This window comes from Chitinimonas koreensis, from assembly GCF_014353015.1.
Lineage (GTDB): Bacteria > Pseudomonadota > Gammaproteobacteria > Burkholderiales > Chitinimonadaceae > Chitinimonas > Chitinimonas koreensis.
On sequence record NZ_CP060704.1, the window covers coordinates 4,556,571 to 4,580,302 of the forward strand.

At 70.2% G+C, this 23,732-nt stretch carries 24 protein-coding genes; 13 read left to right on the forward strand and 11 right to left on the reverse strand.

Going from position 1 to position 23,732, the window contains the following annotated elements; genetic code table 11:
* Nucleotides 1-6 precede the first annotated feature (6 nt).
* The 4 genes from H9L41_RS19170 to H9L41_RS19185 form a co-directional block, all read right to left on the reverse strand.
* On the reverse strand, nt 7-1,710 hold the full coding sequence (locus H9L41_RS19170) for a sensor histidine kinase (RefSeq protein WP_051318759.1): 1,704 nt from the start codon (nt 1,708-1,710) through the stop codon (nt 7-9).
* 40 nt (nt 1,711-1,750) lie between these two features.
* Nucleotides 1,751-2,587 (reverse strand): D-hexose-6-phosphate mutarotase, encoded by an 837-nt coding sequence (locus tag H9L41_RS19175; RefSeq protein WP_051318758.1) that lies wholly within the window; start codon nt 2,585-2,587, stop codon nt 1,751-1,753.
* Between the two features lie 106 nt (nt 2,588-2,693).
* Nucleotides 2,694-3,242: a cysteine hydrolase family protein gene (locus H9L41_RS19180; protein WP_028445054.1), complete on the reverse strand. Its 549-nt coding sequence runs from the start codon at nt 3,240-3,242 to the stop codon at nt 2,694-2,696.
* Between the two features lie 67 nt (nt 3,243-3,309).
* Nucleotides 3,310-4,338, reverse strand: a complete 1,029-nt coding sequence (locus H9L41_RS19185) for an MBL fold metallo-hydrolase (RefSeq protein WP_028445053.1) — start codon at nt 4,336-4,338, stop codon at nt 3,310-3,312.
* A 116-nt stretch (nt 4,339-4,454) separates the two neighbouring features.
* Between H9L41_RS19185 and H9L41_RS19190 the strand changes: the two genes are divergently transcribed.
* Nucleotides 4,455-4,832, forward strand: a complete 378-nt coding sequence (locus tag H9L41_RS19190; protein ID WP_028445052.1) for a MerR family transcriptional regulator — start codon at nt 4,455-4,457, stop codon at nt 4,830-4,832.
* Between the two features lie 203 nt (nt 4,833-5,035).
* Nucleotides 5,036-6,202 (forward strand): isovaleryl-CoA dehydrogenase, encoded by a 1,167-nt coding sequence (locus tag H9L41_RS19195; protein WP_028445051.1) that lies wholly within the window; start codon nt 5,036-5,038, stop codon nt 6,200-6,202.
* A 52-nt stretch (nt 6,203-6,254) separates the two neighbouring features.
* Here H9L41_RS19195 and H9L41_RS19200 read toward each other — a convergent pair whose 3' ends face one another.
* Entirely contained in the window at nt 6,255-7,025 is a 771-nt protein-coding gene (locus tag H9L41_RS19200; protein WP_028445050.1) for a substrate-binding periplasmic protein, read from the reverse strand.
* A 205-nt stretch (nt 7,026-7,230) separates the two neighbouring features.
* Here H9L41_RS19200 and H9L41_RS19205 point away from each other — a divergent pair, with 205 nt between their 5' ends.
* The 11 genes from H9L41_RS19205 to H9L41_RS19255 all read left to right on the forward strand — a co-directional run bounded on the left by H9L41_RS19205 (nt 7,231) and on the right by H9L41_RS19255 (nt 18,518).
* Nucleotides 7,231-8,412: an acetyl-CoA C-acetyltransferase gene (locus H9L41_RS19205; RefSeq protein WP_028445049.1), complete on the forward strand. Its 1,182-nt coding sequence runs from the start codon at nt 7,231-7,233 to the stop codon at nt 8,410-8,412.
* 55 nt (nt 8,413-8,467) lie between these two features.
* Complete coding sequence (locus H9L41_RS19210) at nt 8,468-9,241, forward strand: substrate-binding periplasmic protein (protein ID WP_028445048.1); 774 nt, start codon at nt 8,468-8,470, stop codon at nt 9,239-9,241.
* Nucleotides 9,238-9,699, forward strand: coding sequence for a MaoC family dehydratase (locus H9L41_RS19215; RefSeq protein ID WP_028445047.1), 462 nt, complete (start codon nt 9,238-9,240; stop codon nt 9,697-9,699). Before H9L41_RS19210 ends, H9L41_RS19215 begins: the two co-directional genes overlap by 4 nt.
* 135 nt (nt 9,700-9,834) lie before the next feature.
* A complete protein-coding gene (locus H9L41_RS19220) occupies nt 9,835-10,977 on the forward strand; it encodes an acyl-CoA dehydrogenase family protein (protein ID WP_028445046.1) in 1,143 nt (380 codons plus the stop codon).
* A 150-nt stretch (nt 10,978-11,127) separates the two neighbouring features.
* Nucleotides 11,128-11,637, forward strand: a complete 510-nt coding sequence (locus tag H9L41_RS19225) for a GNAT family N-acetyltransferase (protein ID WP_051318757.1) — start codon at nt 11,128-11,130, stop codon at nt 11,635-11,637.
* A 148-nt stretch (nt 11,638-11,785) separates the two neighbouring features.
* Nucleotides 11,786-12,133, forward strand: coding sequence for a cupin domain-containing protein (locus H9L41_RS19230; RefSeq protein ID WP_028445045.1), 348 nt, complete (start codon nt 11,786-11,788; stop codon nt 12,131-12,133).
* A 75-nt stretch (nt 12,134-12,208) separates the two neighbouring features.
* On the forward strand, nt 12,209-13,816 hold the full coding sequence (locus tag H9L41_RS19235) for a carboxyl transferase domain-containing protein (protein ID WP_028445044.1): 1,608 nt from the start codon (nt 12,209-12,211) through the stop codon (nt 13,814-13,816).
* A gap of 197 nt (nt 13,817-14,013) precedes the next feature.
* A complete protein-coding gene (locus H9L41_RS19240) occupies nt 14,014-14,679 on the forward strand; it encodes a fused MFS/spermidine synthase (RefSeq protein ID WP_051318756.1) in 666 nt (221 codons plus the stop codon).
* Nucleotides 14,676-15,557 carry a spermidine synthase gene (locus H9L41_RS19245; protein WP_028445042.1) on the forward strand — a complete coding sequence of 294 codons (882 nt, stop codon included), beginning with the start codon at nt 14,676-14,678 and terminating at the stop codon, nt 15,555-15,557. The genes H9L41_RS19240 and H9L41_RS19245 overlap by 4 nt, the downstream gene beginning before the upstream one ends.
* 75 nt (nt 15,558-15,632) lie before the next feature.
* Nucleotides 15,633-16,421 (forward strand): enoyl-CoA hydratase/isomerase family protein, encoded by a 789-nt coding sequence (locus H9L41_RS19250; protein WP_028445041.1) that lies wholly within the window; start codon nt 15,633-15,635, stop codon nt 16,419-16,421.
* A 96-nt stretch (nt 16,422-16,517) separates the two neighbouring features.
* A complete protein-coding gene (locus H9L41_RS19255) occupies nt 16,518-18,518 on the forward strand; it encodes an acetyl/propionyl/methylcrotonyl-CoA carboxylase subunit alpha (protein ID WP_028445040.1) in 2,001 nt (666 codons plus the stop codon).
* A 209-nt stretch (nt 18,519-18,727) separates the two neighbouring features.
* On the opposite strand, the gene H9L41_RS19260 is transcribed toward H9L41_RS19255, so the two are convergent.
* From H9L41_RS19260 to fabG, 6 genes are all read right to left on the reverse strand, one after another.
* Nucleotides 18,728-19,969, reverse strand: coding sequence for a serine hydrolase domain-containing protein (locus H9L41_RS19260; RefSeq protein ID WP_084299873.1), 1,242 nt, complete (start codon nt 19,967-19,969; stop codon nt 18,728-18,730).
* A gap of 76 nt (nt 19,970-20,045) precedes the next feature.
* Entirely contained in the window at nt 20,046-20,483 is a 438-nt protein-coding gene (locus H9L41_RS19265; protein WP_028445039.1) for a hypothetical protein, read from the reverse strand.
* Between the two features lie 41 nt (nt 20,484-20,524).
* On the reverse strand, nt 20,525-21,064 hold the full coding sequence (locus H9L41_RS19270) for a hypothetical protein (protein WP_051318755.1): 540 nt from the start codon (nt 21,062-21,064) through the stop codon (nt 20,525-20,527).
* Nucleotides 21,065-21,207: 143 nt separating this feature from the next.
* Complete coding sequence (locus tag H9L41_RS19275) at nt 21,208-21,615, reverse strand: hypothetical protein (RefSeq protein ID WP_028445038.1); 408 nt, start codon at nt 21,613-21,615, stop codon at nt 21,208-21,210.
* A gap of 43 nt (nt 21,616-21,658) precedes the next feature.
* On the reverse strand, nt 21,659-22,888 hold the full coding sequence (locus H9L41_RS19280) for a beta-ketoacyl-ACP synthase (protein WP_028445037.1): 1,230 nt from the start codon (nt 22,886-22,888) through the stop codon (nt 21,659-21,661).
* The gene (gene fabG, locus H9L41_RS19285) at nt 22,885-23,616 is read right to left on the reverse strand and encodes a 3-oxoacyl-ACP reductase FabG (protein ID WP_028445036.1); all 732 of its coding nucleotides are present in this window, start codon (nt 23,614-23,616) and stop codon (nt 22,885-22,887) included. The genes H9L41_RS19280 and fabG overlap by 4 nt, the downstream gene beginning before the upstream one ends.
* Nucleotides 23,617-23,732: the final 116 nt, after the last annotated feature.

The following is a 23,732-nucleotide window of genomic DNA, read 5'->3' on the forward strand; positions in this document are numbered from 1 at the left end:
CGGCCGTCAGGCGCTCTTGTCGGTCTCCAGCAAGGCCACCAGCTCCGCCGGCGGCGGCAGCCAGAAGCTGAAGGTGGCGCCCTCGCCCGGCCGGCTTTCGACCCGAATGCCGCCATGGTGGCGGTGCACCACGCGCTGGGCGATGGCGAGGCCCGAGCCGCCGCCCGACATGCCGCTCTCGCCGTGGAAGCGCTGGAACGGCGCGAACAGCCGCTCGGTGGCCGAGGCGTCGAAGCCGGCGCCGTTGTCGCGCAGCACGATCTCGCGATGGCCCTCGTGCATGCGCTCGAACAGTTCGATCAAGGGCGCCTCGACCTGCTCGGTGAAGCGCCAGGCATTGCGCAGCAGGCAGTCGAGCAGGATGCGCAGCAGGCCGCCGTCGCCGTGCACCGTCAAGCCGCGCGCCACCTCGAAGCGCAAGGCCGGCCGCGGCGACTGGCTGGCGAGGTCGTCGGCGATGTCCTGCGCCAGTTCGCCCAGGTGCACCTTGCCGACGTTGAGCGGCCGGAGCGAGATCTTCGACAGGTTGACCAGGTCTTCCAGCAGCCGGCCCATGCGCTCGCCGGCGCCGAGCACGCGGTCGAGGTAGTCGCGGCCGCTGGCGTCGAGCATCGACGCGTAATCCTCGCGCAGGATGGTGCCGAAGCCGTTGATCGCGCGCAGCGGCGCGTTGAGGTCGTGCGAGACCGAATAGGTGAAGGCCTCGAGCTCGCGCATGGTGCGGCGGACCGCGCCGGTGCGCGCGTTGACGCGCGCCTCGAGCTCGGCGTTGAGCCGCGCCACCTCCATGTCGCGCAGCAGCCGCTCGAGCTCGGCGCCGGCGCGGCCGGAGAACAGCTCGAGCAGGCGCCGCACGGTATCGGGATAGCGGGCCGGCCGGTCGTCGATCACCGCCATCAGGCCCAATACGCGGCCGTCGGAAGCCAGCAGCGGCACGCCGACGTAGCTCTGCGCGCCGAGCTCGCGCAATGCGCGGTTGTCGGGGAAGCGAGCCTGGATGTCGCAGGGGAACAGCCAGGTGCCGTCGGCCACCACCTGCTCGCACGGGGTGCCGGCCAGGTCGAATTCGTAGGGCGCCAGCGGCGCGTCGTCGAGCCAGGCGGCCACCACCCGCGCGCGCTCGGGCAGCGGATGCGGCGAGACCTCGGCGACGAAGGCATGGCGCACTTCGAGCGCGCGGCACAGCACGTTGGCCAAGGTGGCGAAGAAGGCCTGGCCGACGGTGGCGGCCAGCACCTGCTGCACCGTCTGCACCATCCAGTTGAAGCGATGCTCGTCGCTCACGTCGCGGTTGATGCCGGCCATGCGCAGCGGCCGGCCGTCGGCCCCGCGCTCGACCCAGGCGGTGCCCTTGATGAAGCGCCAGCCGCCGGCCGGGTCGCGCACCCGGAACACCGTGTCGTAGGGCCGCTCGCCGGTCAACGCGGCGCGCACCTCGAGGTAGAGCCGCGGCAGGTCTTCGGGATGGATGGTCGACAGCCAGGTGGCGCCGGTGTGGTCGAAGCTGTCCGGGTCGAGGCTGTAGACCTCGTACATCGCCTGGCTCCACAGCAGGCGGTCGCGCTCGAGCTCCCACATGAACACACCGATGCCGCCCGAGTAGGCGGCGTGCAGCAGTACGTGGGCGATCTCGCCGGGGTCGTCGAGGTTCTCCGCGGCGCGGATGTGCAGCTTGGAAATGTCGGGCATGGCCGAAGCGGTGCGTTGCATGAAACCAGTCTAGCAGCCGCTCGATAGGCGGCTGCTCGAATCAATGACCGTTCGACCGGGGCGCGATCGACCGGGTCGCGTCCGACCGGGTCGCTCTCGACCGGGACAGCCGCATGCCGGCGCGATGGGTCTCGCCGGCCGCCAGATGCACCGCCGCCGCGCCGATGTTGCCGCGCTCGACGCAGGCATAGCGCGGCCAGTGCGGCCCGATGTCGGCCTGGGCGTTGTCGGGGCCGATGTTCCAGACCACCGCGCTGCGCATGCCGTCGGCCTCGATCAGCACCCGGCGTTCGCCCTCGACCAGGATCAGCGGCTCGGGCGCGATTTCGAACACCGCGTCGATCGGCTCGGCCAGCGCGACGATGCCCTGCTGCGGCATGGTGACGTGGCCGACCTCGCGCCGTAGCCGGCCTTCGAGGCCCTCGACGCGGCAGGCGCGCACGTCGTCGACCGCGAAGTAGCTGTGCAGCGCATAGGTGAATTCGATCGGCGCGTCGTCGCGGTTCTCCACCGCGAAATCGATGCGCAGCGCGGCATCCTCCAGCGCCACCGTCAGCTCGGCGCGGAAGCGGTGCGGCCACAGCGCGCGGCCGGCTTCGTCGTCGCACAGTTCGAAGCGCGCTTGGCGGTCGTCCTGCGCCAGCACGGTCCAGTCGCGGTTGCGGGCGAAACCGTGGGCCGGCAGGCCGGTCGGATGCTTGCCGAACCAGGGAAAGCAGACCGGCACGCCGCCGCGGACCGCGCGGCCGGGCTCGAAGGCCGCCAGCGGCGACAACCACAACAGCGGCACGCCGCCGAGTTCGGCGTCGAGCACCTGGGCGCCCTGCCGCGCGATGCGCGCGCGGCCGTGTTCGGATACGAGTTCGATGATGTCCATGCCGGGGCTCCGCTCGGGATCGCTGACGAATGAAGGGCGGCCGGAGCCGCCCAGGCGCCGTTGTACCAGATCGCGCCGGCCGCCGCTGCGCCGCGGCGGCCGCGGACTAACCCGCCAGCTCGGCCAGCACCGTCTCGCTCGGCGCCACCCGCAGCCGGTTCTTGCCGGCCTCGAGGCCGTGCAGCAGCAGGTTGTGGTGCTCGACGATCTGCGCCGCGGAGAGGCCGCCGGTGTCGATCGTGCCGTGCGCGTCGCCGACCAGCACCACGTCGTAGCCGCGGCCGACCGCGCTGGCGCAGCCGGACTGGACGCAGTACTGGGTCATGCAGCCGGCCACGATCAGGGTGTCGATGCCGCGCTGCGCCAGCTCCTCGCTCAGCGTGGTGTCGTGGAAGGAATCGCGGAAGCGCTTGCGCACCACCGGCTCGCCCGGCTGCGGCGCGATGCGCGCATCGATCTGCCAGCCGGCCGAGCCGGGTTGCAGCAGCGGGTCCTCGTCGTCGTCGTGCTGCACGTAGATCACCGGCACCTTGGCCGCGCGGGCGGCGTCGGCCAGGCCGGCGATGGTCGCCACCACCTCGTCGCCGCGCACGATCGGCAGGCCCGAGATCAGCCCGTGCTGTACGTCGATGATCAGCAAGGCGCGTTGCGTCATGTCGTTCTCCTCGTCGGTTCGGGCCGGCCGGATCTTCGGCGGGCCCGGTTGCAAAGCGGTGAAGCCGTCAGGTGCGCTCGAAGCGCCAGCAGCCGTCGGCGCCGGCCTCGCGCCGCAGCAGGCCAGCCTGGCGCAGGTGGTTCAGGTGGGCGATGCATTCGGCCAGCGCGAACATGGTCTGGTAGAGATCGAACATGCGGCCGAACAGCGCCGGCAGCAGTTCGAAGGCGGTGACCGGCGCGATGACGGCGGCCAGCAGCGCTTCGAGCCGCTCGGCATGGTGCGCCTTGAGCGCCTCGACCCGCGGCCGGATGCCGACGAAGGGTCGGCCGTGCGAAGGCAGCACCAGGGTGTCGTCGGGCAGCGCCAGGAAGCGGTCGAGCGAGGCGAGGAACTGGCCGACCGCGTCGACGTCCGGGTCGCTGCCCCAGGCGCCGACATTGGTCGAGATCTTGGGCAGCAGCATGTCGCCCGAGATCAGCACGCCGCGCTCGGCGCACCACAGCGCCATGTGCTCGGGCGAATGGCCGTAGCCGGGGATCGCCTGCCACTGCGCGCCGCCGAGCGCCAGCGTGTCGCCGGCCAGGATGCGGTTGAAGGTGGCCGGCAGGCTTTTCACGCCCCAGTGGTAGCTGTTGCCGCGCGCGGCGTACTGCGCCAGCTGCGCGGCCGGCAGGCCGTGGCGGCCGAAATGGGCGTTGAGCGCGGCCACGTCGAAGCCCGGCAGGTCGTGCCAGACCGCGCGGGCATGGGCGAATTCGCCGAGGCTGGCGTGGAAGGGCGCGCCGAAGCGGCTCGACAGCCAGTCGGCCAGGCCGATGTGGTCGGGATGGTAGTGGGTCGCCACCACGCGTTCGAGCGGCCGGCCAGCCATCGGGCCGTCGAACACGGCCTGCCAGGCGGCCCGGGTCGGCTCGCTGTCGTAGCCGGCGTCGACCGCGCTCCAGCCGCCAGCCTCCTCGATCAGCCACAGGTTGATGTGGTTGAGCGCGAACGGCAGCGGCATCTTCAGCCAGTGCACGCCGGGGGCGACTTCGAGCGTCGCGCCCGGTGCCGGCACGGCGTCGTGGAAGGGATAGCGGAGGCGGTGCGGCATGCTGCGGCGGGCCAGGCGGGCGAGGAGGAAGCGATTATGACAGTGCGGCTACCCTCTGCTATCTTCGGGCGGCGTATATAAACCAACATAAGCCACGATCCACGGCCGCCCTCGCCATGCCCGACGACCGCACCTACACCATCACCGACCTCGCCCGCGAATTCGACCTCACCCCGCGCGCGATCCGCCACTACGAACACGAGGGCCTCCTGGCCCCGGGCCGCCACGGCCGCAACCGGGTATTCACCCGCGCCGACCGCACCCGGCTCAAGCTGGTGCTGCGCGGCAAGCGGCTCGGCTTCTCGCTGCAGGAGACGCGCGAGCTGTTCGACCTGTACGACGCCGCCCGCGACGAGCGGCCGCAGCTGACCAAGCTGCTGGAATTCCTGCGCCCCAAGCGCGAGGCGCTCGAACAGCAGCGGCGCGACATCGACGCCATCCTGCTGGAAATGGACGACCTCGAGCACGAAGCCGAGCAGCTGCTGCGCGAATGACCCGCGCTTTTGCGCGATAGATTGACGTTGACGTCAACGTCACATACAGTGCCGAGCAAATGCTCGGGCGCCGTTCCATTGCGCAAATCAACCGCCGCCCGGCGCGAAAACGACTATCAATCGACGGAACACGCGCGCGGTGCGGCAAGCGCACCCTGCCCGTTCGACCGCGGTCCGACCGATCCGCCACTGGAGACGACACCATGCACATCCCCGCCCTCAACTTCGGCCTCGGCGAAGACGTCGACATGCTGCGCGAAGCCGTGCAGAACTTCGTGGCGGCCGAGCTGGCGCCGAACGCCGCGCGCATCGACGAGGAAAACCTGTTCCCGGCCCAGATGTGGCGCAAGTTCGGCGAGATGGGCCTGCTGGGCCTGACCGTCGCCGAGGAATACGGCGGTACCGACATGGGCTACCTGGCCCATATCGTGGCGATGGAAGAGATCTCGCGCGGCTCGGCCTCGGTCGGCCTGTCCTACGGCGCGCATTCCAACCTGTGCGTGAACCAGATCCACAAGAACGGCAACGCCGAGCAGAAGGCGCGCTTCCTGCCCAAGCTGGTGTCGGGCGAGCACGTCGGCGCGCTGGCCATGAGCGAGCCGAACGCCGGCAGCGACGTGGTGAGCATGAAGCTGCGCGCCGACAAGGTCGGCGACCGCTACGTGCTGAACGGCTCGAAGATGTGGATCACCAACGGCGGCGACGCCGACGTGCTGGTGGTCTACGCCAAGACCGACGTCAACGCCGGCGCCAAGGGGATGACCGCCTTCATCCTCGAGCCCAAGCATGCCAAGGGCTTCAGCAGCGGCAGCAAGCTCGACAAGCTCGGCATGCGCGGCTCCAACACCTACCCGATCTTCTTCGACGACGTCGAGGTGCCCGAGGAGAACGTGCTCGGCGCGGTCGGCCGCGGCGTGAACGTGCTGATGAGCGGCCTCGACTACGAGCGCGCGGTGCTGGCCGGCGGCCCGCTCGGCATCATGGCCGCCGCCATCGACGCGGTGGTGCCCTATGTGCACGAGCGCAAGCAGTTCGGCCAGGCGATCGGCGAATTCGAGCTGATGCAAGGGAAGCTGGCCGACATGTACGCGACCTGGAGCGCCTGCCGCGCCTACGTCTACACCGTCGGCCGCGCGCTGGACCGCGGCGAGACCACCCGCAAGGACGCCGCCGGCGCGATCCTCTACGCCGCCGAGAAGGCGACCTGGATGGCCGGCGAGGCGATCCAGACGCTGGGCGGCAACGGCTACATCCGCGAATACCCGGTCGAGCGCCTGTGGCGCGACGCCAAGCTGTACGAGATCGGCGCCGGCACCAGCGAGATCCGCCGCATGCTGATCGGCCGCGAGCTGTTCAACGAAACCAAGTGATCGGCGCGCGCCGATGCAACGCCGTGCCGGGCCGCTTCGCGCGGCCGTCCGCTCACTGCAGGGTGCCGAGGTAGCGGTTGCGGATCGCCCGCAGCGCGCCGCGCCGCTCGAGCTGGGCGACCGCCTGGTCGAGCGCGACGAGATCGGCCGGCGTCAGGCTCTGCCGGCTCAGCATGAAGTGCACCGGGCTGCGGTTGACGCTGAACGGCAGCGCCGCGATGCCGGGCACCGCCTGGCTGCGGATCGAATCGGCCAACGCGTAGCGGTCGCCGATCAGCACCCGGCCACGGTCGAACAGCAGGAGCCGCACGCCGTTGGCGTAGCCTTCGTAGCGCGTCAACAGGCCGGCCGACTCGAAGGCCGGCTGCAGCCGCTCGTAGTCGGCGCCGTACCAGCCCGAGTTCGGCGCGATCAGCGGGATCCGGCGCGCCAGCAATTCGTCGAGCGAGCCGGTGGCCAGCGCCACCGCGTCGCTGCTGCGCGCCAGCGCGGCCATCTCCTCGTCGCGATAGCTGCGGGTGAACCAGGCGTAGCCGCGCCGCTCCTCGGTCGCCGAGGCGGCCACCAGCAGGTCGAGCGCGCCCTGCTGGAACATCAGCAGCCGGCGCTTGCGCGGCAGGTCGTAGACGAAGGCCAGCTTGCAGCCGGCCTGGTCGGCCACCGCGCGCAGCAGCTCGAAATCGAGGCCGGCCGGCTCGCCCTTGGCATCGCGCTGGGCATAGGGCGGCCAGTCCTCGAACGGCACGCGCAGCGTGCGGCTGCAGGCGGCGTGGGCAGTACAGGAAACGAGCAGGACGAAGAGCGCGAACAGGCGGTACGGCATAGAAGAAACGATAGAGCACCCGGGGCCGCGTGGCGGGACGTCGAAGGCGTGGGCGGGCCCGAATGGTAAGTGCGCACCGGGCCGGCCCTGCCGCCGGCTGATGAACGGCATTCCGTCCGGCCGCGCCGCCCGCCGGACGATCCAGCAGCAATCCCCGCCGCCGGCCACGCCGAGCGGCACAACCGAACAGATTCAGGAGCCCACCATGTCCGACCCCATCGTCATCGTCTCCGCCGTCCGCACCCCCATGGGCGGGCTGATGGGCGACTTCGCCAGCCTCACCGCCGGCCAGCTCGGCGCAGCCGCCATCCGTGCCGCGGTCGAGCGCGCCGGCCTCGCGCCGGGCGACGTCGAGGAAGTGATCATGGGCAACGTGCTGCCGGCCGGCCAGGGCCAGGCGCCGGCCCGCCAGGCCGCGCTCGGCGCCGGCCTGCCGCTCGGCGCGCACTGCACCACCGTCAACAAGATGTGCGGCAGCGGCATGAAGGCGATCATGCTGGCGCACGACCTCCTGCGCGCCGGCAACGGCGACGTGATCGTCGCCGGCGGCATGGAGAGCATGAGCAATGCGCCCTACCTGCTGCAGAAGGCGCGCGGCGGCTACCGGCTGGGCCACGGCGAGCTGAAGGACCACATGTTCCTCGACGGCCTCGAGGACGCCTACGACAAGGGCCGGCTGATGGGCACCTTCGCCGAGGAATGCGCCGACAAGTACGGTTTCAGCCGCGCCGCCCAGGACGAATTCGCGCTGCGCTCGCTGAGCCGCGCGGTGGCGGCCATCGAAGGCGGCAACTTCAAGGACGAGATCGCGCCGGTGACGGTCGCCGGCAAGAAGGGCGACCTGCTGATCGCCGTCGACGAGCAGCCCGGCAAGGCGATGCCGGAGAAGATCCCGGCGCTCAAACCGGCCTTCCGCAAGGACGGCACCGTCACCGCCGCCAATTCCAGCTCGATCTCGGACGGCGCCGCCGCGGTGGTGCTGATGCGCGAGTCGGAAGCCCGCGCGCGCGGCCTGACGCCGCTGGCGCGCATCGTCGGCCACGCCAGCCATGCCCAGGAACCGGGCTGGTTCACCACCGCGCCGGTCGGCGCGATGAAGAAGCTGTTCGAGAAGACCGGCTGGAGCGCCGAGTCGGTCGACCTGTACGAGATCAACGAAGCGTTCGCGGTAGTCGCCATGGCCGCCATGCACGAGCTGGCGCTGCCGGCCGACAAGGTCAACGTGCACGGCGGCGCCTGCGCGCTGGGCCACCCGATCGGCGCCAGCGGCGCCCGCATCGTGGCCACCCTGATCCATGCGCTGCGCCAGTACGGCAAGCGCCGCGGCGTGGCCAGCCTGTGCATCGGCGGCGGCGAAGCAACCGCGCTGGCGCTGGAACTGTGCTGATCGGCGGGTGCGGGCGGACTAAAGTGAAAGCATCGTCCGCCCGAACCTGCCCGCCATGCGCCCGTCGCCTCTCCTGTTCCTGCTGCTCCTGTCCGCCGCGGCCGTGCCGGCCGAGCTGCGCATCTCGCTGTGCGAGTGCGATTCGCCGCCCTTCGTGGAGTTCGACGTGAGGGGCAACCGGCCGCGCGGCGGCCTGATCAAGGACATCGGCGACCAGGTGGCGCGGCAGATGGGCTACACGCCGCGCTACGTGGTGCTGTCGCGCAAGCGCATGGACCTGGCGCTGACCCGCGGCGACACCGATCTCAACTGTTTCTTCAACCCGGGCTGGACGGCGCTGGCCGACCAGCTCGAATGGACCGAGGAGACCGTGCCCCAGATCGAGCGGCTGCTGATGCCGGCCGAGGCGGCGCGCCGCGTGCACGGGCTCGACGATCTCCACGGCCTGCGCCTGGGCCTGATCCACGGCTTCCACTACCCGACGCTGGAGCCGCTGATCGCCGCCGGCCAGATCGTGCCGGTGTACGAGCGCGACCACCTCTCCAACTTCCGCCTGCTCGAACGCGGCGCGGTCGACGCGGTGGTCAGCGCCGACCTGCAGATCGCCCACTACCTGCACGGCCGCGACAAGGGCGCGCCGGTGGCGGTGGCCGATTTCGTGCTGAGCTCGACGCCGACCTATTGCGTGGTGCCCAAGGCCAGCCCGATCGACGCCGCCGCGGTGCAGCGCGCCGTGCATACCCTGCGCGAGCAGGGCGTGTTCGATCGATTGCTCAACCAGTACCGCGGGCCGCACCTGCGCGCCCCGGCCCGGACCGAATCGCCATGACGCTCTATTTCGAAGACCTCAAGCCCGGCCGCGTGTTCAAGGCCGGCCCGGTGACCGTCGATCCCGCCGAGGTGCACGACTTCGCCCGGCGCTACGATCCGCAACCGTTCCATCTCGACGAAGCGGCCGGTGCCGCCAGCGTGTTCGGCGGCCTGGTCGCCAGCGGCTGGCAGACGGCCGCCTACAGCATGCGCATGCTGGCCGCCAGCGAGCTGAACAGCATCGCCAACGGCCTGGTGGGCCTGCAGATCGACAAGCTGATGTGGCACCAGCCGGTGAAGCCGGGCGACGTGCTGAACGCCGAATTCGACGTGATGGGCCGCAAGCACTCGCGCTCCAAGCCCGAGTTCGGCGTGGTGCAGCTGGCCTGGCGCACCTTCAACCAGCGGGGAGAGCTGGTGATGAGTCTGGAGAATGCGATCTGGGTGGCGGTGAAGAACGTGAAAAGTGAAACGTGAAACGTGGAGCAGCCGCTACGCGGCGCTGATTTCAGGTGCGGCAACGCCGCACCACGTTTCACGTTTCACCCATGCCGCGCAGCGGCGAATCACGTTTCACGCCTGGCGCGCCAACAAACATAAGAGGGACAACTCATGATTCTCAGCGAAGAACACCAGCTCATCCGCGACAGCGTGCGCGATTTCGCCCGCGAGCGGCTGTGGCCGACGGCCGGGCTGCGTGACGAGACCCATGCCTTTCCGCACGACGAGCTGGCCATGGCGGCCGAGCTCGGCCTCCTGGGCCTGACCGTGCCGACCGACTGGGACGGCGCCGGGCTCGACTACCTGGCCGCCGCGCTGGCGATCGAGGAACTGGCGGCCGGCGACGGCGCCTTCTCGACCATCGTGTCGGTGCACAACTCGGTCGGCTGCGGCCCGGTCCTGGCGTTCGGCACCGAGGCGCAGAAGGAGCAGTACCTGAAGAAGCTCGCCAGCGGCCGCTGGCTGGCCAGCTTCTGCCTGACCGAGCCGCAGGTCGGCTCCGACGCCGGCGCGATCAAGACCCGCGCGGTGCGCGACGGCGACCACTACGTGCTCAACGGCGCCAAGCAGTTCATCACCAACGGCAAGAACGGCCACGTCAGCATCGTCATCGCCGTCACCGACCCGGCCGCCGGCAAGAAGGGCCTGAGCGCCTTCATCGTGCCGACCGACACGCCCGGCTACACCGTGTCGCGCATCGAGAAGAAGCTCGGCCAGGCCGCCAGCGACACCTGCGCCATCGTGCTGGACGACTGCCGGGTGCCGGCCGCCAACCTGCTGGGCGCGGAAGGCATGGGCTACAAGGTGGCGCTGGCCAGCCTCGAATCGGGCCGCATCGGCATCGCCGCCCAGGCGGTCGGCATGGCGCGTTCTGCCTACGAGTGCGCACTGCAATACAGCAAGGAGCGCGAGACCTTCGGCAAGCCGATCATCGAGCACCAGGCGGTCGCCTTCCGCCTGGCCGAGATGGCGACCCAGCTCGAGGCCGCGCGCCAGCTGATCTGGCACGCCGCCACGCTGAAGGACGCCGGCCTGCCCTGCCTCAAGGAGGCCAGCATGGCCAAGCTGTTCGCCAGCGAGATCGCCGAACGCGTCTGCTCGGATGCGATCCAGATCCACGGGGGCTATGGTTATCTCAACGACTTCCCGGTCGAACGCATCTATCGCGACGTGCGCGTGTGCCAGATCTACGAGGGCACCAGCGACATCCAGAAGATCGTCATCGGCCGGGCGATCGCGGCGGAAATTATGTGAAAAGTGAAATGTGACTCGCCGCTGCGCGGCATCGGTGAAACGTAGTGCGGCGCCGCCGCACCAAGCAAGCGGCGGCACGCCAAAACGCGAGCCGCATGGCGGCGACCCACGTTTCACCTTTCACCTTTCACGTTTCACTGGGGTCCAAACATGCAAGAACAAATCCAGCGCATCCGCCCCGACCAGGCGGACGTCCTGCGCGGCCTGCGGCTCCTCGGGCTGGAAGACGCGCCCGACGCGTTCGGCCGCCGCTACGCCGAAGTCGCGGCGCGGCCGTTCCAGTACTGGTGCGACCACGTCCAGCGCTACGCCAGCAGCAGCGATTCGGCCACCTTCGTGCTCTACCGCGCCGGCAAGCCGGTCGGCATGGCCGGGGCCTATCTCGAAGGCGGCCGCCGCGACCATGCCTACATCTGCAATATGTGGGTCGAGCCGGCCTACCGCCGCGGCGGCGCAGGCGCGCGGCTGGTCGACACCGCCAACCGCTGGCTGGCCGAGCGGGGCGTCGAGCGCATCAACGCCTGGGTGGTCGACACCAACGACACCGCGCTGCGCTTCTACGAAACGCTCGGCTTCGTCCGCCTCGAGCAGCGCCGGCCGATGCCGGGCAATCCCGGCCACGACGAGGTGCTGCTGGTGTTCGACACCGCGCTGCTCTAACCCGCCATCCACACGATCGCGCAGGAGCGGCCGGCCCCGCACCGGACCTCGGCCGACGACGGCACGGCGCCAACCGCGCCGGCCGCGGCCGAAGCCCGCTACCGGCCGGCCGCTCCTGCCAAACCCGCCCGACCGCCTCGGAGACGACATGCAGACCTTCCACCTCGACGCCATCAGCCAGGACCGCCAGACGCTGGCCGAGCCCTACCACGAGTTCCTGCGCACGCGCGACATGAGCGCCGGCGTCTACCACATGGAACCGGGCAGCCACGACCCGCAGGGCGCGCACCAGGAGGACGTGCTGTTCTACGTGATCCGCGGCGCGGCCACGCTGCGCGTCGGCGACGACGAGCTCGAAGTCGGCGCCGGCAGCATCGTCCACGTGCCGGCCCGCGTGGCGCCGCGCTTCGTCGCGGTCGCCGAGGCGATCGACGTGCTGGTGGTGTTCGCGCCGGCCGAGTCGGCGCCGACCATCGAAGTGAAATACACGGCCTGAGCGCCTGAACGGGCGCCGCGTGCCGCCCTGCCTATCCACCGCAGCGCCGGACCCACGCCCGGCCGACCGATGCCCATGAATACGCTACCCAACACCATCAATCCCAAATCCGAGCAATTCCAGGCCAACCGCGCCGCCATGGAGGCGCTGGTGGACGACCTGCGCACCCAGGCCGCCCGCGTCGAGCAGGGCGGCGGCCAGGTCGCGCGCGACCGCCACACCGCCCGCGGCAAGCTCCTGCCGCGCGACCGCGTGGCCCAGCTGCTCGACGTCGGCTCGCCCTTCCTCGAGATCGGCCAGCTCGCCGCCCACGGCCAGTACGACGACCAGGTGCCGTCGGCCGGCCTGATCGCCGGCATCGGCCGGGTCTCGGGCGTCGAGTGCATGATCATCGCCAACGACGCCACGGTGAAGGGCGGCACCTACTACCCGATCACGGTGAAGAAGCACCTGCGCGCGCAGGAGATCGCCATGGAGAACCGGCTGCCGTGCATCGCGCTGGTCGATTCCGGCGGCGCCAACCTGCCCAACCAGGACGAGGTCTTCCCCGACCGCGACCACTTCGGCCGCATCTTCTACAACCAGGCCAACCTCAGCAGCCAGGGCGTGCCGCAGATCGCCGCGGTGATGGGCTCGTGCACCGCCGGCGGCGCCTACGTGCCGGCCATGAGCGACTACTCGGTGATGGTGAAGAACCAGGCCACCATCTTCCTGGCCGGCCCGCCGCTGGTGCGCGCCGCCACCGGCGAGGTGGTGACGGCCGAGGAGCTCGGCGGCGCCGACGTGCACGCCAAGATCAGCGGCGTGGCCGACTACTACGCCCACAACGACGCCCATGCGCTCGACCAGGTGCGCCGCATCGTCGCCAACCTCAACTGGACCAAGCCGATGACGGTGGCGATGAAGCCGGCCGAGGCGCCGCTCTACCCGGCGGAGGAGCTGTACGGCATCGTCGGCGCCGACCTGAAGAAGCCGTTCGACATCCGCCAGGTGATCGCCCGCATCGTCGACGGCTCGAAGTTCGACGAATTCAAGGAAACCTACGGCACCACCCTGGTCACCGGCTTCGCCCACCTGTACGGCTATCCGGTCGGCATCGTCGCCAACAACGGCGTGCTGTTCAGCGAATCGGCCCAGAAGGGCGCGCACTTCATCGAGCTGTGCAGCCAGCGCGGCATCCCGCTGGTGTTCCTGCAGAACATCACCGGCTTCATGGTCGGCAAGAAGTACGAGGCCGAGGGCATCGCCAAGCACGGCGCCAAGATGGTGACCGCGGTGGCGACCAGCAAGGTGCCCAAGTTCACCGTGATCGTCGGCGGCAGCTTCGGCGCCGGCAACTACGGCATGTGCGGCCGCGCCTACGGCCCCAACTTCCTGTTCATGTGGCCCAACGCGCGCATCGCGGTGATGGGCGGCGAGCAGGCGGCCGGCGTGCTGGCCCAGGTGCGCGAGGAGGCGCTGGCCAAGAAGGGCCAGCAGCTGTCGGACGAGGAACGCGAAAGCATCAGACGGCCGCTGCGCGACCAGTTCGAGGCGCAGAGCCATCCCTACTACGCCACCAGCCGGCTGTGGGACGACGGCATCATCGATCCGAAGGACACCCGCCGCGTGCTGGGCCTGGCGATCTCGGCCAGCCTCAACAAGCCGATCGCCGAGACCAAGTTCGGCGTGTTCCGGATGTAGGCGGACGAGGCCGGTATGGGAGCGGCTCCGGCCGCGGACGCATCCAGAACGAATCGCGGCGCCAGTCGCTCCTACAATATGCCAACCGGATCGCCGCCGGCCGGACTTCGGTCCGGCCATGCCGGCGGACCGGACCGCCGTCGGGCCGCCCCCCGGCCCACCCGCCGACCTATCCAGACGAGATTGCAGACCGACTCATGAGCACCGAAGCCATCCTTCCCTCCCCCGCAGTGCCGCGCACGCGCGATACCGGCCGCCTGCGCCGGGCGCTGGTTTTCCTGATCGCCGGCTGGTCCGGCTTCTTCGTGATGGCGGTCGAGCTGCTCAGCGGCCGGCTGCTGGCGCCGAGCTTCGGCAACAGCATCTACGTCTGGGGCGGCGTGATCACGGTGTTCATGCTGGCGCTGTCGATCGGCTACCTGCTCGGCGGCCAGCTGAGCCTGCACTCGCCGAGCCTGCGCCGGCTCGGCGCCCTGCTGATCGCGGCCGGGGTCTCGACCCTGCCGGTGGTGCTGTTCGGCGACACGGTGCTGGACGCCCTGTTCGAGCACGTCGCCGACCCGCGCTGGGGCACGCTGCTGGCGTCGAGCGCGCTGTTCTTCGTGCCGACCGTGATCTCGGGCACGGTGTCGCCCTACGCGATCCGCCTGCTGGTCACCCATCTGCGCGCCAGCGGCCGCTCGGCCGGCCTGCTGTACTTCGTCTCGACCTTCGGCAGCGCGGCCGGCACGCTGGCCACCTCGTTCTACCTGGTGCTGCTGCTGGAGGTGAACCAGATCTTCTTCGGCCTGATCGCGGTCTCCTGCGTGCTCGGCGCGCTGGCGCTGCCGTTCGGCGACCAGGCGACGGAGGACGCGGCATGAAGCGCGCCCTCCTCTCCCTCGCCGCCGTGCTGCTGGCGGCCTGCCTGCCCCATGCCCGCGCCGAGGTGGTGCACACCGAGAAATCGCTGTACCGCAACATCGTCATCTACGAAGAGAACGGCGTGCGCTGCATGGGCTTCGGCCGCAACGGCGTCGGCCGCCAGACCTGCCAGATCATCGCCGCGCCGGACAAGCTGGTGTTCGCCTACACCCGCATCATGCTGGGCGCGCTCTACCTCAATCCCGAGCCGCGCGAGATCCTGGTGATCGGCCTCGGCGGCGGCACCCTGCCGCGCGTGCTGCGCAAGCTCAGGCCCGAGGCGCGCATCGACGCGGTCGAGATCGACCCGGCCGTCAGCCGCATCGCCGGCCGCTTCTTCGGCTACCGGCCCGACGCCAACAGCCGCGTCTACGAGGAGGACGGCCGGGTGTTCGTCAAGCGCCAGCTCAAGCAGGGCAAGAAGTACGACCTGGTGATCCTCGACGCTTTCGACCACGACTACATCCCCGAGCACCTCTTGACCCGCGAGTTCCTGCAGGAAGTGCGCGGCGTCCTGGCGCCCGGCGGCGTGCTGGCGGCCAACACCTTCTCGACCAGCAAGCTGTACGCCCACGAGTCGGCCACCTACGCCAGCGTGTTCGGCGAGTTCTACAACATCCGCCAGATCAACCGCGTGATCCTGCTGCGCCAGGGCGGCCTGCCGAGCCAGGCCGAGCTCGAGCGCAACGCCGCGCGCTACGAAACGGCGCTGGCGCCGTACGACATCGGCCGCGAAGCGCTGCTGCCGCTGTTCAAGGCCCAGCCGCGCGACTGGCCGGCCGACACCCGGGTGCTGACCGACCAGTATTCGCCGTCCAACCTGTTGAATGCCTTGTGAGCACGGCGATCCAAGCATGGGCGGACCCAACCCGCCGCGACCGAACCACCCGATACCGACACAGGAGATGACACCATGAGCAACTGTCTCGACCTCCAGCTCGCCGCCAACGGCGTGGCGACGCTGACCATGAACCGCAGCGAGCGCCACAACGCCTTCGACGACGTGCTGATCGCGCAGATGACCACCGCGCTCGAGGCGCTGGCGGCCGATCCCAAGGTCCGGGTGGTGGTGCTGGCCGCCAGCGGCAAGAGCTTCTCGGCCGGCGCCGACCTCGGCTGGATGAAGCGCATGGCGAGCTACGGCGAGGCGGAGAACCTCGAGGACGCCAAGAAGCTGGCGCGCCTGATGCACGTGCTCGACACCCTGGGCAAGCCGACCGTCGCCGCGGTGCAGGGCCCGGCCTACGGCGGCGGCGTCGGCCTGGTGGCCTGCTGCGACATGGTGTTCGCCGCGCCCGAGGCCTTCTTCGCGCTGTCGGAGGTCAAGATCGGCCTGATCCCGGCGGTGATCTCGCCCTACGTGGTGCGCAAGATCGGCGTGGCGCAGGCGCGCCGCTACTTCGTCTCGGCCGAGCGCTTCAGCGCCGAGCAGGCCCAGCGCATCGGCCTGGTGCACGAGATCGCGCCGCAGGACGAGGTCGGCACGCTGGCGCGCAGCTGGGCCGCGCAGCTGCTCAACAACGGCCCCGAGTCGATGGCGGCCGCCAAGCGCCTGATCGCCGACGTGGCCGACCGGCCGATCTGCGAAAACCTCAACGAGGACTGCGCCCGCCGCATCGCCGGCCAGCGCGTCAGCGCCGAGGGCCAGGAAGGCCTGACCGCCTTCATCGAGAAGCGGCCGCCGAGCTGGGTCAACCAATAACCTTTTCCACTCACCGCCGAGGACGCAGAGGACGCGGAGGAAACCGGAGCCAGGCTCCGCGTCCTCGGCGTCCTCTGCGGTGAAAGCACTGTCCCTATGTTCAAGAAAATCCTGATCGCCAACCGCGGCGAGATCGCCTGCCGCGTCATCAAGACCGCGCGCCAGCTCGGCATCAAGACGGTCGCCGTCTATTCCGACGCCGATGCCGACGCGCGCCACGTCAAGCTCGCCGACGAGGCGTTCCGGCTCGGGCCGGCCGCGCCGCGCGAGTCCTACCTCAAGGCCGAGCTGATCCTCGAACTGGCGCGCCGCAGCGGCGCCGAGGCGGTCCACCCGGGCTACGGCTTCCTCAGCGAGAACGAAGCCTTCGCCGAGGCCTGCGCCGCCGCCGGCGTGGCCTTCATCGGCCCGCCGGCCTCGGCCATCGCCGCGATGGGCTCCAAGTCGGCCGCCAAGACGCTGATGGAAGGCGCCGGCGTGCCGCTGGTGCCGGGCTACCACGGCGACGAGCAGGACACCGCCTTCCTGCAGCAGCAGGCCGACCGCATCGGCTACCCGGTGCTGATCAAGGCCAGCGCAGGCGGCGGCGGCAAGGGCATGAAGATCGTCGAGACCGCCGCCGACTTCGCCGGCCAGCTCGCCTCGGCCAAGCGCGAGGCGGCCGCCAGCTTCGGCGACGACAAGGTGCTGATCGAGAAGTACCTGACCCGGCCGCGCCACGTCGAGATCCAGGTGTTCGGCGACAGCCACGGCGACGCGGTCTACCTGTTCGAGCGCGACTGCTCGGTGCAGCGCCGCCACCAGAAGGTGCTCGAGGAAGCGCCGGCGCCGGGCCTGTCGGCTGAACTGCGGCGCGAGATCGGCGAGGCCGCGGTGCGCGCTGCCCGCGCGGTCGGCTATGTCGGCGCCGGCACGGTCGAATTCATCTTCGACACGCTGACCGACGCGTTCTACTTCATGGAGATGAACACCCGCCTGCAGGTCGAGCACCCGGTCACCGAGATGGTCACCGGGCTGGACCTGGTCGAATGGCAATTGCGCGTCGCCGCCGGCGAGCCGCTGCCGCTGGCGCAGGACGCGCTGCGCATCCGCGGCCACGCCTTCGAGGCGCGCGTCTACGCCGAAGACCCGGCGCGCGACTTCCTGCCGCAGATCGGCCGGCTCGCCCACCTGCGCCAGCCGGCCGAGTCGGCCCACGTGCGGGTCGATACCGGCGTCGAGAGCGGCGACGAGATCTCGCCGTTCTACGACCCGATGATCGCCAAGCTGATCGTCTGGGACGAGAACCGCGACCGCGCGCTCGACCGGCTGGCCAGCGCGCTGGCCGAGTACGAGGTGGTCGGCCTCGACACCAACCTCGACTTCCTGCGCCGGCTGGCCGGCCACCCGGCCTTCCGCGCCCAGGAACTCGATACCGGCTTCATCGCCCGCCACCGCGACGCGCTGATCCCGCCGCCGGCGCCGGTCGACGCCGAGACGCTGGCGCTGGCCGCGCTGGCCGAGCTGGCGCTGCTCGAAGCGCGCGGCGAAGCGGCCCGGCTGCGCTCGGCCGACGCCGCCTCGCCGTGGTGGCAGACCGACGGCTGGCGGCTCAACCAGGACAACCGCCACGCGCTGCACTTCCGCGTGGGCGAAGCCGAGCACGCGGTGGTGGCGCACTACCGCGACGACGGCTACCTGCTCGAGATCGGCGAGGCCCGCATCGAAGCGCGCGGCAGCCTGCGCGACGGCCGCCTCTCGGCCACGCTGGACGGCTACCGGCTGGCGGCTGGCGTGGTGCGCGACGGCGGCACGCTGACACTGGTGCGCGACGGCGGCAACGTCGCGCTCGAACCGTTCAACCCGCTGCTGGCCGGCCTCGCGGCCGCCGAGAGCGGCGGCGGCCTGACCGCGCCGATGCCGGGCACGGTGGTGGCGGTCCACGTCGCACCGGGCGACACGGTCGAGAAGGGCGCGCCGCTGGTGATCCTGGAGGCGATGAAGATGGAGCACACCATCCTGGCGCCGCACGCGGGCACGGTGCGCGAGGTGTTCTTCCAGAAGGGCGAGCAGGTGAAGGAAGGGCTGCCGCTGCTCGAGATCGAAGCAGCCGCCTGAGCGACGGAACCGGGCATGCAAGGCCCGGCATCCGTGCAATTGCAATGAAATGAAGCCGGGCACGATGCCCGGCTTCTGCTTTTGGATGGACCTGACTCGGCGAGGGACATTTGCAGGAGCGGCTTCAGCCGCGAACGGCCTTCGCGCGCTTCCCGCTATTCGCGGCTGAAGCCGCTCCTGCATGAAACCGAGCCCGCAGCGCGGCCCGGCTAGTGCCCAGGCCCGGCCAGCGCCACCCGCTGCTCCGCCTTCTTCGCTGCTGCCTCGGCCGCCAGCCGCAACAGCAGCCGGTGGCCGACGCTGCCGGTCCAGTTGAAGCTGTTCTGCAGCACCACCACCGCGGTGCGGTTGGCCGTGTCGAGGCCGACATAGCTGGTGTAACCGGCCACCAGGCCGATCTGGTAGGTGATGCGCTGGCCGTTCACGTCGTCGGTGATCCAGGCGATCGCGGCGCCCTCCTTGGGCCGCGGGAAGCGGACCTTCAGCGTATCGTCGAGCGCCGCGTGCAGCGGGGTGTCCGCCTGTTCGAGATGGGCCTGGGCATAGCGCAGCAGGTCGCGCGCGCTGGCATAGGCGCCGGCCGAGCCGCGCATCAGCGGCGTGAACTGCCAGTCCGGCGTCGGCTGGCCGCGGCGGATGAACTTGGGCTGGTCGCCGGCATAGCCGTGCGCACGGGTGGCATAGCCGGGCAGCAGTTCGGGCCGGTAGCCGGTGCTGCGCAGGCCCAGCGGCCCGGCGATGCGGCGGGCCAGCAGCTCGTCCAGCGTCAGGCCGGTGCGCCGTTCGAGCACCAGGCACAGCGTGGCGTAGCCGATGTTGGAATAGCGCGGCTCGTGCTCGGCCGGCGCGCTGAAGCCGGCCAGGTAGTCGAACAGGTAGGCCTGGTCGATATGGCGGTAGAAGCTCTCGCCGGTGAACAGGTACTGGACGAAGTAGGCCAGCATCCGCTCGGTGATCGGCTGGCGCGGCAGGCCCGAGGTATGGGTCGCCAGCTGCAGCAGCGTGATCCGGCCGGCGTCCCGGCTGAGCTTGGCGTCGGGCAGCAGCTCGGCCAGCGTGTCGTCCCACGACAGCTGGCCCTCCTGCACCAGCTGGTCGGCGATGGCGCCGACGAAGCCCTTGCTCAGCGAGCCGATCGCGAACAGCGTATCGGCGTCGGGCGGCTGCCCGCTGGCCTTGTCGGCCACGCCGTAGCCGAAGAAGCGGCTGCTGCCGTCGGGCAGCAGCACGCCGACCACCATGCCGGGGGTATTGCCGCCGTCGATCAGCGGCTTGGCCAGCTCGTCCACCTCGGCGGCCAGGTCGCCCTGGCGCAGGTGGTGGCCGACCTGGGCGCCGACCGGGTCGACCGGCATGCTCGACAGGGTGCCGCAGCCGCACAGCAGCGCTGCGGCGGCAAAGCCGGCCAGCAGGCCGGCGCGAAAGCGCCGGTCCGGGCTCGAGGACTGCATCGGGGATTCCTCCCGCGCCGGGAGCCGGCGCGTACGTTCTTGTGCTGCCGTCGGCGCCGCCGCGCGGCGCGCGCGGTCAGCCGGGGATCTTGGCGTAGCTGCCCTTGAGCGTGACGCCGATCACGATGGCGCCGGCGTGGCATTCGACGGTGCTGTCGCTGCGCGTCTCGTCCCGCTTGTAGTAGCTGACCAGGTCGACCACCGCGTTGGCGCCCTTCTGCTTGGCCGTACGCTGGAAAGCCAGCAGCGCCGACAGCGCCGCCCACTTGCAGCCGAACTCGTCGCTCTTGCCGACGCCGTTGGTCTTCTGGTTGGAGACGTCGTCGCCGAGCTTCTGCAGCACCTTGGGCGTCTTCTGGCCGGCCAGGAAGAACTTGACCGAGCCGTCGAGCTCCTTCTGCGCTTCCGGCATCGCCAGCACGTCGGCCAGCGGGATGTTGAGCACGGTGTCGCGGGCCAGCGCCGGTGCGCTGAGGCCGGCGGCCAGCACGGCCAGGGCGATGATCTTCTTCATGCGATTCTCCGGAAGGATGGTTCGAAACGGGGTGGCGGCGTTCACTGCGCCGCTTCGGGCTTGGCGTCGGCGGTCTCGGCGCCCTTGGGCGCGGCCTCGTCCTCGATCTTGTAGGCCGGGTCGCCGACCCAGCGGCCCAGGTCCTTGCCGATGGCGACGGCGCAGCGGTCGAGGATCGAGCAGGTGCCCTTGAAGCCGCCCCACATGCCGCCGGTCGACCAGCGGTTGATGCGGGTCTGCCGCACCACCTTGCCGCGTTCGAGCAGTTCGGCGTTCACGGTGATGGCCTTCGGGCCGCTCCAGCCACCGCCGCCGACGCCGAGCACGTGGGTGATCTGCAGACGCAGCACCGAGGCGTCGCCGGCATCGGCGCCGGCCGCCACGGTGGCCTCGCCCTTGTTGCGGCGCTTGAGCACCGGGGCGACGCGGCTGGCCAGCATCTGCTCGATCTTGCACTCCTCCTTGACCTTGTCGACCACGCCGGCGCTGGGGTGGTAGGTGACCGGAGTCTCCAGCACGACGTCGCTGGCGGAGGCGAAGGTGGCGAGGGCGCAGAGGCCGAGCAGCGCGGTTGTCTTCATCGTTGATTCCTGGGCGGGTGGATATGGGCAAGCGTTACCCGATCGGCATAAGCCGGCCGGGCTCGCAGCCTTATAGCCGAATACGCCGGGAAGGGCACGCGCACGATTACCAAACCGGTGGTGCGCCCCGCGGCGGCCCGCCGCTATTTCAAGGCCGCCTTGTTGATCTGGGCGATCAGGTTGCTGATCCAGCGGTTGTAGTTCGGATGGATTTCCGCCTGCTCGCCGGTCTTCTCGTAGTTCATGTTCTGGCTGCCCAGGTACTTGATCTGGTACTTGTCGGCGTCGTAGGCCACCTCGATCGTCACTTCGTGCTTGCCCTGCTTGTTGTAGGTCAGGACCAGCCGGCCGGGCTCCTGCTTGCTGACCATCCAGCCGAGCCGGAGCGCGCCTTCGACGATGGCGGCCCGCACCGCCTCGGCGGTCTGCGGCTGGCCGGTGGCCGCGCTCAGCTGCACCGGCGCCGGCTCGATCAGCGGCGCCTGGCGGGCCGCGGCCGGGGCAGCGGCGAAGGCCAGCACCAGTCCGGCAAGAATCAATCCACGTTTCATGAAAACACTCCTCTCAAAGGTATGGACAGGCGCCGGGCCTGGATCACCAGCGCTTGAAGATCAGCGAGGTGTTGATCCCGCCGAAGGCGAAGTTGTTGCTCATCACGATGTCGGTCTCGATCCGCCGGCCCTCGCCGGTGACGTAGTCGAGCGCGCCGCAGCGCGGGTCGACGGTCTCGAGGTTCAGCGTCGGCGCGAACCAGCCGCTGCGCATCATCTCGATGCTCATCCAGGCCTCCAGCGCGCCGCAGGCGCCCAGCGTGTGGCCCATGTAGCTCTTGAGCGAGGAGATCGCCACCCGCTCGCCGAACACCGACTGGGTCGCCTGGGTCTCGGCAACGTCGCCCTGGTCGGTGGCGGTGCCGTGGGCGTTGACGTAGGCGATGTCGCTCGGCGCGAGCCTGGCGTCGTCGAGCGCCAGCCGCATCGCCACCGCCATGGTGTCGGCGTTCGGATGGGTGACGTGGCGGCCGTCGCTGTTGGTGCCGTAGCCGATCACCTCGGCCAGGATGGTGGCGCCGCGGGCGCGCGCATGCTCGAGCTCTTCCAGCACGAAGGTGCAGGCGCCCTCGCCCAGCACCAGGCCGTCGCGCTCGGCGTCGAACGGCCGCGGCGTCAGCTCGGGCGTGCCGTTGTGCTTCACGCTGGTGGCGAACAGGGTGTCGAACACCGCCGCCTCGGTGGCGTCGAGCTCCTCGGCGCCGCCGGCCAGCATGGCCACCTGCTTGCCCGACTGGATCATCTCGTAGGCGTAGCCCAGGCCCTGGCTGCTGCTGGTGCAGGCGCTGGTGGTGGTGACGATGCGGCCGGTGATGCCGAAGAACACCCCGATGTTGACCGCCGCGGTGTGCGCCATCATGCGGATGTAGGTGGTGGCGGTGATGCCCTCGACCGTCTTCTCGACGATCATGCGGCCGAAGTCGCCCATATTGGCCGGCGTGCCCGAGCACGAGCCGTAGGCGATGCCCATGCGGCCGCTCTTCACCAGCGGGTCGTCCAACAGGCCCGCGTCGATCAGCGCCAGCTCGCTGGCGCGCGTCGCCATCAGCGCCACCCGGCCCATGCTGCGGGTGGTCTTGCGGTTGTAGCGCTCGGCCGGCAGCTCGAACGGCGCGGCCGGCACGCCGACGTGGGTGTTGAGGCCGTCGTAGACCATCCAGTCGCTCATCACCTGCACCGCGTTCCGCCGCGCGCGCAGCCGCGCCTCGACGGTGGCCCAGTCGTGTCCCAGCGGGCTGATCGCGCCGACTCCGGTAATCACTACGCGCTTCATCCGATCATCCCCCCGTTCACCGAAATCACCTGCCGCGTGATGTACGCGGCGTCCTCGCCCAGCAGGAAGGCGACCGTGGCGGCCACCTCCTCCGGCTTGCCCATGCGCTTGGCCGGGATCAGCTTCATCGCCTCTTCGAGCACCTGCGGCTCGACCATCTCGGTGTCGATCAGGCCCGGCGCCACGCAGTTGACCGTGATGGCGCGGCTGGCCAGCTCGGCCGCCAGCGCCTTGGTGGCGCCGATGATGCCGGCCTTGGCCGCGCTGTAGTTGACCTGGCCGCGGTTGCCGATCAGGCCCGACACCGAGGCCAGCGTGACGATGCGGCCCGGCTTGCGGCGCCGCACCAGCGGCATGGTCAGCGGGTGCAGCACGTTGTAGAAGGCGTCCAGATTGGTATGGATCACCGCGTCCCACTCGGCCGCCGGCATGGCCGGAAAGGCGTTGTCGCGCGCGATGCCGGCGTTGCACACCACGCCGTAGTAGCAGCCGTGCGCCTCGACGTCGGCCAGCAGCGCCTCGGCCGTCGCCGCGCGGTCGGCCACGTCGAACTGCAGCACGCGGACTGCGCGGCCCAGCGCGCGGATTTCTCCGGCCACCGCCTCGGCCTCGTCGATGCGGCTGCGGCAATGCAGCACCAGGTCGTAGCCCTCGCGCGCGAGCCGAAGCGCGATGGCGCGGCCGATGCCGCGGCTGGAGCCGGTGACCAGCACGGTCTTGTCGTTCATCCCTGTATTACCCCGTTGCAATTCATTCATTTATTCGTCGTTTCGATTCGTATCGTTCTTCTACGGCCTGAATCGGTGTTGTAGGTCGGAATCTATTCCGGCATCGCTCTTTTTCA

What these genes read in the sequence shown, in the direction of transcription:
- H9L41_RS19215 (WP_028445047.1), top strand. Translation starts at nt 9,238, where the DNA reads ATGACGCTCTATTTCGAAGACCTCAAGCCCGGCCGCGTGTTCAAGGCC.
- H9L41_RS19170 (WP_051318759.1), bottom strand. Translation starts at nt 1,710, where the DNA reads ATGCAACGCACCGCTTCGGCCATGCCCGACATTTCCAAGCTGCACATC.
- H9L41_RS19265 (WP_028445039.1), bottom strand. Translation starts at nt 20,483, where the DNA reads ATGAAGAAGATCATCGCCCTGGCCGTGCTGGCCGCCGGCCTCAGCGCA.
- H9L41_RS19255 (WP_028445040.1), top strand. Translation starts at nt 16,518, where the DNA reads ATGTTCAAGAAAATCCTGATCGCCAACCGCGGCGAGATCGCCTGCCGC.
- H9L41_RS19260 (WP_084299873.1), bottom strand. Translation starts at nt 19,969, where the DNA reads ATGCAGTCCTCGAGCCCGGACCGGCGCTTTCGCGCCGGCCTGCTGGCC.
- H9L41_RS19210 (WP_028445048.1), top strand. Translation starts at nt 8,468, where the DNA reads ATGCGCCCGTCGCCTCTCCTGTTCCTGCTGCTCCTGTCCGCCGCGGCC.
- H9L41_RS19245 (WP_028445042.1), top strand. Translation starts at nt 14,676, where the DNA reads ATGAAGCGCGCCCTCCTCTCCCTCGCCGCCGTGCTGCTGGCGGCCTGC.
- H9L41_RS19195 (WP_028445051.1), top strand. Translation starts at nt 5,036, where the DNA reads ATGCACATCCCCGCCCTCAACTTCGGCCTCGGCGAAGACGTCGACATG.
- H9L41_RS19220 (WP_028445046.1), top strand. Translation starts at nt 9,835, where the DNA reads ATGATTCTCAGCGAAGAACACCAGCTCATCCGCGACAGCGTGCGCGAT.
- H9L41_RS19205 (WP_028445049.1), top strand. Translation starts at nt 7,231, where the DNA reads ATGTCCGACCCCATCGTCATCGTCTCCGCCGTCCGCACCCCCATGGGC.
- fabG (WP_028445036.1), bottom strand. Translation starts at nt 23,616, where the DNA reads ATGAACGACAAGACCGTGCTGGTCACCGGCTCCAGCCGCGGCATCGGC.
- H9L41_RS19230 (WP_028445045.1), top strand. Translation starts at nt 11,786, where the DNA reads ATGCAGACCTTCCACCTCGACGCCATCAGCCAGGACCGCCAGACGCTG.
- H9L41_RS19175 (WP_051318758.1), bottom strand. Translation starts at nt 2,587, where the DNA reads ATGGACATCATCGAACTCGTATCCGAACACGGCCGCGCGCGCATCGCG.
- H9L41_RS19250 (WP_028445041.1), top strand. Translation starts at nt 15,633, where the DNA reads ATGAGCAACTGTCTCGACCTCCAGCTCGCCGCCAACGGCGTGGCGACG.
- H9L41_RS19200 (WP_028445050.1), bottom strand. Translation starts at nt 7,025, where the DNA reads ATGCCGTACCGCCTGTTCGCGCTCTTCGTCCTGCTCGTTTCCTGTACT.
- H9L41_RS19190 (WP_028445052.1), top strand. Translation starts at nt 4,455, where the DNA reads ATGCCCGACGACCGCACCTACACCATCACCGACCTCGCCCGCGAATTC.
- H9L41_RS19240 (WP_051318756.1), top strand. Translation starts at nt 14,014, where the DNA reads ATGAGCACCGAAGCCATCCTTCCCTCCCCCGCAGTGCCGCGCACGCGC.
- H9L41_RS19280 (WP_028445037.1), bottom strand. Translation starts at nt 22,888, where the DNA reads ATGAAGCGCGTAGTGATTACCGGAGTCGGCGCGATCAGCCCGCTGGGA.
- H9L41_RS19270 (WP_051318755.1), bottom strand. Translation starts at nt 21,064, where the DNA reads ATGAAGACAACCGCGCTGCTCGGCCTCTGCGCCCTCGCCACCTTCGCC.
- H9L41_RS19185 (WP_028445053.1), bottom strand. Translation starts at nt 4,338, where the DNA reads ATGCCGCACCGCCTCCGCTATCCCTTCCACGACGCCGTGCCGGCACCG.
- H9L41_RS19225 (WP_051318757.1), top strand. Translation starts at nt 11,128, where the DNA reads ATGCAAGAACAAATCCAGCGCATCCGCCCCGACCAGGCGGACGTCCTG.
- H9L41_RS19180 (WP_028445054.1), bottom strand. Translation starts at nt 3,242, where the DNA reads ATGACGCAACGCGCCTTGCTGATCATCGACGTACAGCACGGGCTGATC.
- H9L41_RS19235 (WP_028445044.1), top strand. Translation starts at nt 12,209, where the DNA reads ATGAATACGCTACCCAACACCATCAATCCCAAATCCGAGCAATTCCAG.
- H9L41_RS19275 (WP_028445038.1), bottom strand. Translation starts at nt 21,615, where the DNA reads ATGAAACGTGGATTGATTCTTGCCGGACTGGTGCTGGCCTTCGCCGCT.